The sequence below is a fragment of the Paenibacillus sp. CCS19 genome, assembly GCF_033239625.1.
Taxonomy (GTDB): Bacteria; Bacillota; Bacilli; order Paenibacillales; family Paenibacillaceae; genus Paenibacillus_T.
Window position 1 is genome coordinate 1 of sequence record NZ_BTCK01000079.1, and the last position, 13,972, is coordinate 13,972.

General features: G+C 51.7%; 13 protein-coding genes and 1 riboswitch. Of the genes, 3 read left to right on the plus strand and 10 right to left on the minus strand.

All coding sequences use genetic code 11. The annotated features are described in order from the left end of the window. Positions 1-210: 210 nt before the first annotated feature. The 5 genes from SBI19_RS28735 to SBI19_RS28755 all read right to left on the minus strand — a co-directional run bounded on the left by SBI19_RS28735 (position 211) and on the right by SBI19_RS28755 (position 4,319). Positions 211-483: a YqkE family protein gene (locus tag SBI19_RS28735; RefSeq protein WP_317972965.1), complete on the minus strand. Its 273-nt coding sequence runs from the start codon at positions 481-483 to the stop codon at positions 211-213. Between the two features lie 54 nt (positions 484-537). Then, positions 538-897 (minus strand): MmcQ/YjbR family DNA-binding protein, encoded by a 360-nt coding sequence (locus tag SBI19_RS28740; protein ID WP_317972966.1) that lies wholly within the window; start codon positions 895-897, stop codon positions 538-540. A gap of 168 nt (positions 898-1,065) precedes the next feature. Beyond that, positions 1,066-1,830, minus strand: a complete 765-nt coding sequence (gene sdhB, locus SBI19_RS28745; RefSeq protein WP_191201793.1) for a succinate dehydrogenase iron-sulfur subunit — start codon at positions 1,828-1,830, stop codon at positions 1,066-1,068. Between the two features lie 42 nt (positions 1,831-1,872). Further along, a complete protein-coding gene (gene sdhA / locus SBI19_RS28750; RefSeq protein WP_191201792.1) occupies positions 1,873-3,621 on the minus strand; it encodes a succinate dehydrogenase flavoprotein subunit in 1,749 nt (582 codons plus the stop codon). Positions 3,622-3,647: 26 nt separating this feature from the next. Further along, positions 3,648-4,319, minus strand: coding sequence for a succinate dehydrogenase cytochrome b558 subunit (locus SBI19_RS28755; RefSeq protein ID WP_317972967.1), 672 nt, complete (start codon positions 4,317-4,319; stop codon positions 3,648-3,650). Positions 4,320-4,550: 231 nt separating this feature from the next. Here SBI19_RS28755 and SBI19_RS28760 point away from each other — a divergent pair, with 231 nt between their 5' ends. Together SBI19_RS28760 and SBI19_RS28765 are read left to right on the plus strand one after the other, a co-directional pair. Continuing rightward, complete coding sequence (locus tag SBI19_RS28760; protein WP_317972968.1) at positions 4,551-5,447, plus strand: LysR family transcriptional regulator; 897 nt, start codon at positions 4,551-4,553, stop codon at positions 5,445-5,447. Between the two features lie 219 nt (positions 5,448-5,666). Next, a complete protein-coding gene (locus SBI19_RS28765) occupies positions 5,667-6,347 on the plus strand; it encodes a hypothetical protein (RefSeq protein ID WP_317972969.1) in 681 nt (226 codons plus the stop codon). Positions 6,348-6,404: 57 nt separating this feature from the next. Here the strand turns inward: SBI19_RS28765 and SBI19_RS28770 are convergent, their stop codons facing one another. The 5 genes from SBI19_RS28770 to SBI19_RS28790 all read right to left on the minus strand — a co-directional run bounded on the left by SBI19_RS28770 (position 6,405) and on the right by SBI19_RS28790 (position 11,571). Continuing rightward, complete coding sequence (locus tag SBI19_RS28770; RefSeq protein ID WP_317972970.1) at positions 6,405-6,719, minus strand: hypothetical protein; 315 nt, start codon at positions 6,717-6,719, stop codon at positions 6,405-6,407. Positions 6,720-6,745: 26 nt separating this feature from the next. Beyond that, entirely contained in the window at positions 6,746-8,026 is a 1,281-nt protein-coding gene (locus SBI19_RS28775) for an ArsB/NhaD family transporter (RefSeq protein WP_317972971.1), read from the minus strand. A 185-nt stretch (positions 8,027-8,211) separates the two neighbouring features. Then, the gene (locus tag SBI19_RS28780) at positions 8,212-9,492 is read right to left on the minus strand and encodes an ArsB/NhaD family transporter (protein WP_317972972.1); all 1,281 of its coding nucleotides are present in this window, start codon (positions 9,490-9,492) and stop codon (positions 8,212-8,214) included. A 44-nt stretch (positions 9,493-9,536) separates the two neighbouring features. Next, positions 9,537-10,196: a potassium channel family protein gene (locus tag SBI19_RS28785; protein ID WP_191201785.1), complete on the minus strand. Its 660-nt coding sequence runs from the start codon at positions 10,194-10,196 to the stop codon at positions 9,537-9,539. 28 nt (positions 10,197-10,224) lie between these two features. Then, positions 10,225-11,571, minus strand: a complete 1,347-nt coding sequence (locus tag SBI19_RS28790) for a TrkH family potassium uptake protein (protein ID WP_317972974.1) — start codon at positions 11,569-11,571, stop codon at positions 10,225-10,227. Between the two features lie 79 nt (positions 11,572-11,650). Then, positions 11,651-11,856, minus strand: a riboswitch (cyclic di-AMP (ydaO/yuaA leader). A gap of 327 nt (positions 11,857-12,183) precedes the next feature. Between SBI19_RS28790 and SBI19_RS28795 the strand changes: the two genes are divergently transcribed. Next, positions 12,184-13,812, plus strand: coding sequence for a CPBP family intramembrane glutamic endopeptidase (locus tag SBI19_RS28795; protein ID WP_317972973.1), 1,629 nt, complete (start codon positions 12,184-12,186; stop codon positions 13,810-13,812). Positions 13,813-13,972 lie beyond the last annotated feature (160 nt).

The window sequence follows — 13,972 nt, forward strand, 5'->3', positions numbered from 1 at the left end:
GGATTCCAAAGGGTGCAACCCTTGGAGCCCTCCCTCTCGGGAGAGGGAGGGTTTGGGTGGGTGTGCGAATAAGGTGTTAGAAATGGTTCATAAGGGGCGCAGCCCCTATAACGCGGGGGTCTTGAAGGGGCGAAGCCCCTTAATCAATCACTAGGGGGTATCAAGGGGCGCAGCCCCTCATCCAATACGGGGTCAGAAGGGGCGAAGCCCCTACTTATGCTTCTTCCAATCGAGCTTGCTGTTATTCAGCAAGTACTCGAAGTCGTTATCGAGACGCTTCTGCTCCGCCTTACGCTCTGTCTCTACACGAACACGCTCAGCTTCTTGACGCTGCGCTTCGTCCGCCTTCAGTTGCTCCTGCTGCTGCTTCAGCTTGCTGAGAACGTCAGCGCCGAGCAAATCCTTCAGTGTTGCCGGTTTATCCGACTGCTGCGAATGTGACGCTGTACCCTGCTGCCTTTGCTGTTTCTGCTGCTTCTTCATAATGGTGTATTCCTCCTTCTCCTGCGCCAAGCAACTATTGTGCCCGGCCCCAACTTACTTCTTCGCGATCAATCCCATCTGCTCCCGCTGCGATTTCGTCAATCCGCGAACGACGAGATCGTACGAGTGGTCGATCAAATCTTGAATCTCTTCTTCAGAGATTTTCGGGCCGTACATGACTGTATTCCAATGCTTTTTGTTCAAATGATACCCTGGCTTAATCGCCTCCGGATTTTGCTCTCGAAGGTTCAGCGCAATCGCTGGATCACACTTAAGCGAGATGGAATCCGGCGAAATTAGCGCGAACATTTTGCCCCCGACCTTCACCACCAGCGGCTCTGGTCCGAAAGGATAGGTTTCCTGCGTGTACGGCCTCGATAAACAGTACGTCCTCACAAACTCATAATCGATCATATTGCCTCTCCTCATGAACGACATGACTAACGGTATTAACGATCTTTTCCCGGGAAATATTACTGCGCAAACTTTGCCGCAGGCAGATCTGATCATATACAAAACGCCGGCAGTGAATTCTGCCGGCGCCTTAACGCTTACGCGCATGTATGCTCTTCTATAACATTATTACATGCCGAGCCATTTTTTGAACAGGTGCTTGGTCGTATCCTTGTTGATTGCAGCGATGGACGTCGTCAGTGGAATGCCTTTCGGACATGCGCGTACGCAGTTTTGCGAGTTGCCGCAACCTTCGATACCGCCATCCTCCATCAGTGCATCCAGACGCTCTTCCTTGTGCATCTCACCTGTTGGGTGAGTGTTGAACAAGCGAGCTTGCGAGATCGCAGCCGGGCCGATAAAGCTGCTGCGGTCGTTTACGTTCGGGCAAGACTCGAGGCAAACGCCGCAAGTCATGCACTTGGACAACTCGTATGCCCATTGACGCTTCGTCTCCGCCATACGAGGACCAGGACCCAGATCGTACGTGCCGTCGATCGGAATCCAAGCTTTCACACGTTTAAGGGCATTAAACATGCGTTCGCGGTTAATAACCAAGTCACGTACGACTGGGAACGTGCGCATTGGTTCCAGACGAATCGGCTGCTCGAGCTTATCGATCAGCGCGCTGCACGCCTGACGCGGTTTGCCGTTGATGACCATCGAACAAGCGCCGCACACTTCCTCGAGACAGTTCGATTCCCAACATACCGGCGCCGTACCGGAGCCGTCCGCTTTCGTCGGATTGCGCTGAATTTCCATCAGCGCGCTTATGACGTTCATATTGTTACGGTAAGGAACTTCGAACTCTTCCGTGTACGGTGCCGCATCCGGACCGTCCTGACGGGAGATGATAAGTTTTACCGTTTTGGCTGCAACAGATGTTTCCGCCATCGTTATCCCCTCCTATAATGCATAGCAAGCATTCGCTTTGACTTAGTGCTTGTTGCTCGAATAGTCGCGTTTACGCGGCTTGATCAGCGAAGTGTCGACATCCTCGTACGAGATTTTCGGACCTTCCGCCGTCCAGGACGCGATCGTCGTCTTCAAGAACTGCTCGTCGTCGCGCTCCGGGAATTCTGGCTTGTAGTGAGCGCCGCGGCTTTCGTTGCGCAGCAATGCGCCAAGCGTCATCGACTCAGCAAGCTCGAGCATGTTCCACAGCTGACGCGTGAACGCAACGCCTGCGTTGTTCCAACGCGCCGTATCGTTGATGTTGATTTTCGTGTAGCGCTGCTTCAGCTCTTTGATCTTGTCGATCGTTTGCTGCAGGCGGTCGTTATAGCGAACGACGGTCATGTTGTTCGTCATCCATTCGCCGAGCTCTTTGTGCAGAACGTAGCTGTTTTCCGTGCCATCCATCTTAAGGATGCTCTCGTACTTAGCAGCTTGCTCGTTCTTCGCACGATCGAAGACGGACGATGCAATATCTTCAGCCGACTTCTTAAGACCTTTAATGTACTCAACCGCTTTAGGTCCCGTGACCATGCCGCCGAAGATTGCCGACAGCAGCGAGTTCGCGCCCAGACGGTTCGCGCCGTGATACTGATATTCGCATTCGCCGCAAGCGAACAGACCCGGAATGTTCGTCATCTGGTTGTAGTCAACCCACAGACCGCCCATCGAGTAGTGCACAGCCGGGAAAATCTTCATCGGAAGTTTGCGCGGGTCATCGCCAACGAACTTCTCATAGATTTCAATAATGCCGCCGAGCTTAACGTCCAGCTCCTTCGGATCTTTGTGCGACAGGTCGAGGTAAACCATGTTCTCGCCGTTGATGCCGAGCTTCTGGTCGACGCAGACGCTGAAGATCTCACGAGTAGCGATATCGCGCGGTACGAGGTTACCGTATGCAGGGTATTTCTCCTCGAGGAAGTACCAAGGCTTACCGTCTTTGTACGTCCAGATCCGTCCGCCTTCGCCACGTGCCGATTCGGACATAAGACGGTTCTTGTCATCGCCCGGAATAGCTGTCGGGTGAATCTGAATCATCTCGCCGTTCGCGTAGTTAACGCCTTGTTGGTACACAGCGCTCGCTGCCGTACCTGTATTGATGACCGAGTTCGTCGTTTTGCCGAAAATAATACCAGGGCCGCCCGTTGCGAGAATAACCGCATCCGCGCGCATCGTAACAACTTCCATCGTACGCAGGTCCTGCGCCGATACGCCGCGGCAGACGCCGTCGTCGTCCAGCACCGCACCGAGGAATTCCCAGTGCTCGTATTTCGTTACGAGACCAGCTGTTTCCCAGCGGCGAACTTGCTCGTCCAGAGCGTAAAGAAGCTGCTGGCCCGTCGTAGCGCCAGCGAATGCCGTACGGTGGTACTGCGTACCGCCGAAGCGACGGAAGTCAAGCAGACCTTCTGGTGTGCGGCTGAACATAACGCCCATCCGGTCCATCAAGTGAATGATGCCAGGCGCTGCGTCGCACATGGCTTTAACCGGCGGTTGGTTCGCCAAGAAGTCGCCGCCATAAACCGTATCATCGAAGTGCTCCCATGGGGAGTCGCCTTCACCTTTCGTATTAACCGCGCCGTTGATGCCGCCTTGCGCGCACACCGAGTGCGAACGTTTAACGGGCACGAGCGAGAACAGGTCGACGTGAACGCCGGCCTCTGCCGCTTTAATCGTCGCCATTAAGCCAGCCAGACCGCCGCCGACGACAATAATTTTATTTTTAGCCATATCGAATCGCTCTCCTTATCGTGTTCCTAGCCGATCGGATTCCATGAAGCCGCTGCAGATGCTGCTTCCTTAAATTCGTCGCCCGTGAATGCTACGATCGACAGCAGGAAGAGCAACGAAACGATCACGAAGATACCCATGCAAATGGCAGACGATACACGCTGCGCACGAGGACCAACCGTGATGCCCCAGCTAATCAGGAACGCCCACAGGCCGTTGCTGAAGTGGAAAACAGCTGCCAGTACGCCAATAACGTACAGAATCAAGCTGACTGGATGCGTGAAAATATCATGCATATGCGCGCCAAGCTCTTCGTGCGTCAGATCGCCGATCGCAACTTGGAAACGCGTCTCGTACAGATGCCAGAAAATGAAGATGAACGTAATAACACCCGTTACACGCTGTGCAACGAATGCCCAGTTGCGGCCATAGCTGAAGCGGCCAGCATTCATGTTCGATTGGTAAGCCATGTACAGGCCGTATACGCCGTGGAACAACAGCGGCAAGAAGATACCGAAGATCTCCAAGAAGTACACAAGAGGCAAATCATTCAAAAATTTGACGCTCTTGTTGAAGCCCTCTGACCCGCTTTCGAACGCGGAGTAGTTCGTGATGGCATGCTCGATGATGAACAAGCCGAGCGGAATGACCCCAAGCAGGGAATGCAGCTTCCGCCAATGGTACGAATTTGCTTTCATAAGTGGTGCGTTCTCCTTTCATAACTTCCCTTGTGGATTACGGTTAACAAAACATTTTCCATTGTACTCCTGAGCCCGTACAGCGTCAACAAAAGTCGACACAACTTAGCCACACTTTCCATCCTACTCCTTTTGAGCTTATAATGGAATTGCTTATTGTTGATAATTCCTTATAACAATAACGCATAAGGCCACATATACCGTAATTTCTCCCGGAAATGAGGGGTAAACTTGCTCGAAGATATGCTTGCATTCGCCGTAGTCGTCGAACAATCGAGCATGAATAAGGCGTCTGTGCAGTTAAATATGTCACAGCCTGCGCTGTCTCGCCGCATCGCCAAGCTGGAGGAAGAACTTGGCGTGGAGCTGTTCCGCCGAATCGGCAAACGGCTTGAGTTGACGCGTGTTGGCCAACTGACCTACGAATACTCCATAGAGCTCCGCAAGCTGCATCAACGATACCTTCATACCGTGTCCGGCTTCCGTTCAGAAGGCGTCACCGAGGTGACGATAGGCGCAAGTCTCACGACGCTTCAGACAACGCTGCCAGACTTCATCCGGCTTATGAATGAAGAGCGTCCGGATCTCGATATTAAGGCGGTGACCGGCAAAACCCATGAGATCGTATCGCTCGTCCAAGAGCGCAAGGTCGACTTCGGCATCATCGCTTCTCGCATCCAAGATCCGCAGCTGCACTGCGTGCCGCTGTTCGAAGACCATCTCGTTCTCGTGGCGCCGCGCAATCAGATCGTGACCGATCGCTGGCCGCTTACGATCGAGCAAATGAGCGGCTTGCCCATCATTTTGTTCACGAAGGGCACTTGGTATCGCAAGCTGACGGACGAGCTGTTCGACAAATATAAGCTGGAACCCGACGTCCGCATGGAGATCGACTCCTTCGAGGCCATACTACGTCTGCTCGTCACTTGCAGAGCGGCTACCTTGCTGCCGCAATCCTATGTACGGCCGCAGATGCTCGACGCCAACGAATTGACGATCGTTCCCGTTCGCGAGCTCGCCGAGACGAAGCGAACAACCTCCCTCATCTACGCAGCGCCATCCGGCATGAGTTCTGCCGTTCGCTTGTGGATCGACAACCTTGCGGCAACCTACCCTTCCAGGATTTAATCTCGCTAATCTTGCGTTGGTGCTTGCCGCAGTGGAATGATCTTCATTTAATAGCACAATTTTAGATAGGAAATCGCGGCTGCAACGTGCTTAGCCGCGATTTTTGTTGTTTGCATTAGTATAGCACTTCAATGATATCGTTATCCGATCCATGCATGGAATAAACCTTCTCCCTCTTCCTCATAATGGATAATAAAACACAGGAGGAATGTTGAAGCCATGCCGTTAAGGTCTAGTTATCGATATATCACTGCATTAACGGTTCTTCTGCTTGCCCATGTCTCAACCGTCCAGCATGCAGATGCGCAAGCAGCCAGCCCAGTCAAGGGCAGCCGCATCGTGTCGACGATCAGCTGGAACGAGAGTGCCGGAACGCCGTCTCTCATAACCGGAGCTCTCTCCAATCCGTCGCGGCATTCGCCGGGCTGGATTGCCTACGAATTCGTTACCGCTAACAAGAAGCTATACGGCCTTCGCAACCCGAAGCAAGATCTAGTCATTACCCAGACGACCAAATCCGATTCCGGCGATGCGATTGTCGAATTTAAACGTGTTCTATTCGGCACGCCGGTGTGGGGAGACGTGCTCGCCATTACGATCGACTCATCGGGTATCGTAACACGAGCGGAAGGAATCATTCACCCGAATCTGGAGAAGCGGCTTTTTCACCGGGCTCATCACGCCGCCGTAACCCCGCATCAAGCGCTGTCCATCGCAATGAAGCAGGTACTGCCGACTGTCTGCACCTTGAAGCCCGAGATACAAACCTATTATTATCCCTTGCAAGCAAGCGTACCGCTAATATATGCTGTAGCCTTATGCGCCAGTGATCCACACAACCAAGCCTACACGCTCATCCACAGCTTATCGGGACGCATCATTGCCCAGCCGTATAAATAACGGGAAGCGGCTCATCGGCCCTTCCCGTTTTTTGTCCCTCATTCAAATATGGACCTGCTAATCCTGCCATTGCACTTGCTCAACAAGCCGATGCTTCATCAACTGAAGCACGAACTCGACATAATAATCCGAACGTACGATCACCCGGTATTCATGATTCTCATAAGCATAGAACAGAGCGTCCGTATAAACCTCGTTGTCTTCAAAATAGTGCTGCACCTCTTTGAATCTGTTCAAATAAGGCTCTTCTGCAACTATGCGAATGGAAAATTCCACATCGCCGTCATTATTCGATTCCGTCATATGGATGACATCGGGATTTAACGTATAGGTAAGCACGCCAACCGCCCCCAGCTTCATATTAGGTTTCATTGCCTCGCGGCACCTTGTCTTATGCTTTACACCAAATATCTCAAATAAATGTAAGCGCTGGATAGAACAATGGATAGCAGCATGAGCGGGAAGGCAAGTTTCATGAACTTCATAAAGCTGATCGGATGTCCTTCTTTACCCGCCATTCCCGCTGCGATCAGGTTCGCGCTTGCTCCAATAAGCGTACCGTTGCCTCCCAAGCACGCTCCAAGAGCAAGGCTCCACCATAGCGGCTCCAGATTATCGACACCCATATTCCCCATCTCTTGGATCATCGGAATCATTGTAGCGACGAACGGAAGATTATCGAGGAACGCAGAAGCGATTGCGCTCATCCATAGAATGAGCATGGAGGCTGCCGTCAAATTGCCGCCCGTCCATTCGATTGCCTGCGCCGCTAGCTTCGCAATTACCCCCGTCTCGACGAGACCCGCAACGAGCACGAACAGTCCCACGAAGAAGAAGATCGTCGTCCACTCCACTTTGCGGAACGCTTCCTCCATCGTATGCTCGCCTGTCAGCACGAGCAGCAGAAACGCGCCAGCGAGCGCTACCGTCGCCGACTCCAGATGGAGCGCTTGATGCAAGAAGAATCCAATAATCGTAAGTCCAAGCGCAGTCAAGCTTTTATACAGAAGCTTGCGGTCCGTAATAAGCTCCCGCTCATCCATTCGCATAATGCTGCTGCGAAGCTCCGGCGTCGTCTTGAGCTGCATACGGAAGATGAGTATAAACAACGGAATATAGACGACCAACACAATGCCGGCGATCGGAGCCAGATTGTTGATAAAAGCCATGAACGTCAGTTCACTGACCGCGCTCCCGATCATGATATTAGGCGGATCACCGATCAGCGTCGCTGTACCGCCTACGTTCGAAGCGATAATTTGCGTCATGATATAAGGCATCGGAGATACTCTTAGCTGCCTTGTAATGCTGAAGGTTACCGGCACCATGAGCAGGATCGTTGTCACATTATCCAGAAAAGCAGAGCCGATTGCCGTAATCAGCATCAATACGATAAGAATATTGACGGGATTCCCTTTGGCTTTCTTCGCAGCCCATACCGCAATAAATTTAAACAACCCCGTCTCCGCCGTTATGGAGACGATGATCATCATGCCGATCAGAAGCCCAAGCGTATTGAAGTCGATGTGATGAAGCGCCGCCTCCTGATCGACGATGCCTGCGCCGACCATAATGATGCCGCCGACCATCGCGACGATGGTTCGGTGAATTTTCTCCGAGATAATAAGTGCATAGATGACTAGAAAGATCCCAATTGCAGCAATTGCTTGCGTTTCCATCGATTGCCCCCCACTCATGGTAAACGGGCGAATCGTCACTTGCCGGAAAAAAGACAAAGAGAGCCCGTCAAGTGACAGACTCCCCCAATAAACCAAATATATGTGTGATAAACATGATTCGTTGTTCATTGTACTTCAACAGCAGTTGCTGTGTAAAGATGATTCGCCGTACTTACGAGCTCAAATTAAGCAAGATAACGAACATACACATATACGCTCGACAGAACGACGGATATGAACATCATCGGCAAACCGTACTTCAGATACTGCAAGAATCGAATCGGATGTCCTTCTTTGGCGGCCAAGCCGGCCGTTATCAGATTGGCACTCGCTCCTATCAGCGTTCCGTTGCCGCCTAGGCAGGCGCCAAGCGCCAAGCTCCACCAGAGAGGCTCCAAGTTCGTCACGCCCATGCTGCCCATCTCCTGAATCATCGGAATCATCGTGGCGACGAATGGAATGTTGTCGACGAAGGCGGAAGCAATCGCGCTCATCCACATAATAAGCATGGAAGCGGCGACTGGATCTCCGCCCGTCAGATCGATGGCGCGAGCCGCCAGATCAGCGATAACGCCAGTCTCGACAAGCCCGGATACGAGCACGAACAAGCCGACGAAGAAAAAGATCGTCGTCCATTCCACCTTGCTGATAGCCTGCTCCATCTGATTCTCCCCGGAAATGAGAAGCAGCAGGAATGCACCCGCCAGCGCAACCGTTGCGGATTCCAAGTGCAGCGATTGGTGCAAGAAAAAGCCGATGATCACAGCCCCCAGCACCGCTAAACATTTGATTAGCAGACGCTGATCCGTAATAAGACCGCTTACTCTTAGTTCCATGATCGACTTCTTGCGTTCCTCTGACGTTTGCAGCTGCTTCCTGAACATCAGCGCGAACAAAGGTATGTAGCTTGCCATGACGATGACGACAATTGGCGCCAAATTCGTAATGAACGCCATAAACGTCAATTCCTCAACAGCGCTGCCGATCATAATATTCGGCGGGTCGCCGATGAGCGTTGCCGTCCCCCCCACATTCGATGCGAGAATCTGACTGATAAGAAACGGAAACGGGGATACGGCTAACTGGCGCGTAATGCTAAACGTAACTGGCACGATAAGCAGTACTGTCGTTACATTATCGAGAAAAGCAGAGGCAGCTGCCGTTATGACGGCAAGCGATATCAGGATTCGAATCGGACTGCCCTTTGCTTTCTTCGCAGCCTTAATCGCAATGTACTTGAACAAGCCTGTATCCGCTGTGATCGATACGATGATCATCATACCGATGAGCAGCCCCAGCGTATTGAAGTCGATATGATGAAGCGCCGTTTCCTGATCGACAATACCGACTGCAACCATCAGCAATCCGCCAATCATGGCGAGTATCGTACGATGAATTTTCTCTGAAATAATAAACCCGTATGCTAACAGAAAGATTGCAATAGCAAGTAATGCTTGATGTGACATAATTTCCTCCAGCAGCTAACGCGCTTTGAGTGCGTGGAATGAAGCTATCGCACGATCGCCTCTTCGAATTGTTCGATTTGTTTGTTCGTGCCGATGACGACCATAACGTCTTTCTCCGCCAATACTTCATTGGCAGTTGGCGCGATAATGACGCCGCCTTTGGGCTTATTGATCGCGACGATGCTGCAGCCATAACGCGCTCTCGTATTAATATCCTGCAGCGACTTGCCATTGAGGCAGTTCGGTACCGCAAGCTCCGCGATCGTATAGTCCTTAGACAGTTCAATGTAGTCGAGCAGATTCGGCGACACAAGCTGATGCGCAACACGGATGCCCATATCCCGTTCTGGATAGATAACGCGGTCAACCCCAAGCTTCTCCAATACTCGGCCATGCAATTCGCTTAATGCCTTCGCAACAACCGACTTTACGCCAATGTCCTTCAATTGAATCGTAGCCAGTATGCTCGATTGAATATCATCGCCGATGGCAACGATACCGCAGTCGAAGTTGCGAACACCTAGTGCGCGCAGCGTCTCCTCATCTGTCGCATCTGCGGCTACGACGTGTGTCAACACACGGCTCATGTCATCGACCGTCTCTTCATTCTTGTCGATGCCGAGTACCTCATAGCCCAGTTGGACAAGCTCCTTGCCAAGGCTGGAGCCGAAGCGGCCCAGACCGATAATAACGAATTGTTTCATTTGGTTTCTCCTACCTCTTATCTATTTATTAACCAATAATGATTTTGCCTTCTGGATGACGGTACAGATCCTTCTCTGCCTTCGGCCCAAGCGCGTACGCAAGTGTAAGTGGTCCAAGCCGGCCAGCAAACATCGTAAGGCTTATTATTATTTTGCCAAAATCACTAAGCGATGGCGTGATGCCTGTAGACAAGCCTACCGTGCCGAAAGCTGATGTCGCCTCGAACAGCAGCCGTAGGAACTCCCGGTCTTCCGTTGCCGACAACAACATGGTGACGACAATGACAAGCACGAGCGACAGCATCGTAATGGTCAACGCCTTGAAGATCCTCTCGCGTGCCAGACGGAATTTGAACAATACGATATCTTCCTTGCCGCGGATCATCGCAATCACGGCGCCGATCAGCGTTGTGAAGGTCGTCGTCTTGATGCCGCCGCCAGTCGAGCCAGGCGATGCGCCGATAAACATCAGGATGACCATGAAGAAGATGGTTGCCTGCCGCATGACGCCGATATCGATCGTATTCGCACCTGCAGTGCGCGGCGTAACGGACTGGAACATGGCGGCCCATATCTTGGCTCCCCAATCCAGCGATCCCAAGGTCTGTTTATTAGAGAACTCGAAGATGAAGATGACGATCGTACCAATGACGAGCAGAAAGCCTGTCATGGTGAGTACAACCTTAGAATGCAGCGACAGCCTTTTGTTGTTACGGTATTCAATCAGATCGGACATAACGACGAAGCCAAGTCCACCAAGAATAATAAGTCCCATTGCGGTTATGTTCACGATCGGGTCCCCGACATACATGGTCAAGCTTCGGAACCCGCCGAATAAGTCGAAGCCAGCATTGTTAAACATGGAAATTGCATGCCATATCCCATAGTAGATGGCTCGGCCCAGCGGCATATCTGCAGCGAACCGAATGGCGAACAGTACAGCGCCTGTTCCCTCAATGGCGAGCGAATAAACGATCACCTTGCGGATCAGCCTTACGATCCCTTCCATGTTCGACTGATTCATTGCTTCCTGGAGCACAAGTCGTTCCTTCAGCGAGATTCGCTTACGCAGCACGAGCGCGATTAACGTCGCCATTGTCATGAAGCCTAAACCGCCAATCTGGATTAATACAATAAGAACGATTTGGCCAAATGTAGTAAAATGCGTGCCGGTATCAACCACAACGAGTCCCGTCACACAGGTTGCAGATGTTGCGGTGAATACGGCGTCCAAGTAGCGCAAATATTGTCCGTCCGTATTGGAGATCGGAAGGGAGAGCAGCAGTCCGCCCAGCAAAATAATTAGCGCGAAACCCGTTACCAGAATGCGCGGCGGCGACCAATTGAACAGCTTTCTTTTGTTAACCTTGTGCATCATTATCCTCTCCATATCCCATGAACAGACTTGTCTAAGCGCACAAAAAAGACATTGGAAACCCAATGCCGTCTGCGATGAGTTCTGTCCATGCAGCCTACGAGGTTAGCTGTCGGATTCGGGCCCGGATAGATCGCCCTATCAGCTTGAGGCAAGGCACTTCGACCTCCCTTATGCTGAATTCACCCCAAGTTGCCGCGTACGGCCGATGAATCGGCAGCGTCTGCATAGACGGCAACAGTATGGTTCCCCCGTTTTCCTTCGGAAATTCGGCTGTTGAATATTTGATTAATGTTAAGCAATGTATCAAATTATATAGCGAATAGGAGAACGACACCAACAAGGATTTACCTCCAATTGAGGCGATTTACACCGAAAAAAAACGAATCTATGCGGCAAGCTTGTCATTAGCTGGACGCTGATCGTTATTTTACGCGCTTGCGACTGTTATCTGCTTTTTTTCAGCGTCTCGATCGAGACATTGGCTCGGCCAAGCGATCATATGCTAAAGTAGCAAGGTGAAACGGCGTCACCGACAACCTCATACGAAGTAAAAGTTTCATTCCGAAGCGATACAAGCCGCTGCCGCTAACGGCATACAAGGAGGGCCTTATGTCTGATTATCCGCTGCTGCCGCAGCGCATTCCCCGCTCGATCATGTTCGTCGGCCTGCTTGGCCTCATTATTTTCCTGCTGCTGCAAATCGTACCGCTCTTCGTTCCTTCATCCGACAGCGGAAACGCGGAATCATCTCCAGTCTTAACACGCGAAGAGGCCGCCGCCAAAGCAATCGCCTTCGCCAAGTCCAGATTCAACGAGCCAATCAGCGGCACGCATACCGTACATCAGTCTGACAGCATGCTGTACGGCTATTTATCGAAGGAACACCAGCTCGACACCTATGGCAAAACCTACGACAGCAAGTTTCCGACCGATACGTTCCAGACCGAGCTTACGATGAATTCCGGCACATTGTTCGTTCAGGTACATATGGAGAACGGACAAGTAACCGGCTGGACATACTTGCCTGCGAATACGGGAACGAAGGCCAAAGACCGCTATCTGTCGGACTGGTCCCGATTGATGACCGCACGTCAAGCGGCTGTATCCACCAGCGGCTTCCGCCTCTCCGACTTGAAAGATGCGAAAGTAGCTGGCAATGTCGTCACGATCCAGCCTAAAGGCTATTCCATCGGTGATGCTGCGCTAACGGTTAAAGTAACGGTTGATTGGCCCGCTTCGGCTTCCAAGCCGGTTATTATGAAATACGACCCTAAATTCCGTGCGCCTGACAGCTACACATCATACGTTCAGAAGCAGAAAAATCTGGCAAGCACGTTGTCTCTGTACGGCAGCATGCTGATGAATGCTCTGTTGTTTCTGCTGGCTATTATAACGGCAATTCGTATTCGCAAAATCGCTTTGTTCCGCCGCGGCCTGGCGCTCTGCCTGCTGTTCCTCGGCTTCTATATCGTGAATAACTACAACATGGCTGACGGCATCCGCGCGACGCTTGGCGCACGTCCGAATACAGAGGCGCTGACGGCTGGCGGCCTCATCATCTCCAACATCTTCACCGTGCTCATGGGACTTGCCATCTGGTTCAGTCTTGTCAGCGGGGACGGCTTATGGCGCAGGCTCGGTAAGCCGCTATGGCTTCGCTACGGTGAGCAGGGATATGGCAGTCACGTATGGCGATCGATGAAAATATCGTATCCTCTCGCTTTCGCGCTGCTGGGCGCACAGACGATTCTGCTCCTAGGTCTGGATAGGTCCATCGGCTCGTGGTCGACGACAAGCGTTGAATCTTCGCCTTATAATATGATGCTGCCGCTGCTATTCCCGCTGCTCGCTTGGTGCGCGGCGATTTCAGAAGAAGCGTTGTATCGATTGTTCGGTATCGCCGTCTTCGAGCGGCTGTTCAAGCGGCGATTCTTAGGCTGTCTGGTGCCGACGATTATTTGGGCGCTGGGGCATGTGTCGTATCCGGTGTTTCCGGCATACAGCCGGTTGATTGAACTTACGATTGTAGGTCTTCTCTTCTGCTGGATTTTTATTCGTTTCGGCTTTATTACGGCGGTATTTACGCATGCGATATTGGATACGGTGCTGATGTCGTTTGATTTGTTTATGATCGGGGCGGCGGTGAATGTGCTTGCTGCAATTGTATATCTGGTGCTGCCGGTAGGTGTGGCGTGGGTATTAATGAAAGTTGCGGGACGACGTGAGGTTGTGGTTTAGAAAATAGTGCTTGAGAAAATAAAGAGCTTCAGAACTAAAATGATTTAGAAAGAAATTGCTGTGCGTGCGGTCGCTCCGCAGGTGAATGTTCTTCCGTTCGCTGATATGAACGAAACTTGTCAACCCTACGCTATAACTGGTGTTTCAGAATACAAAAATA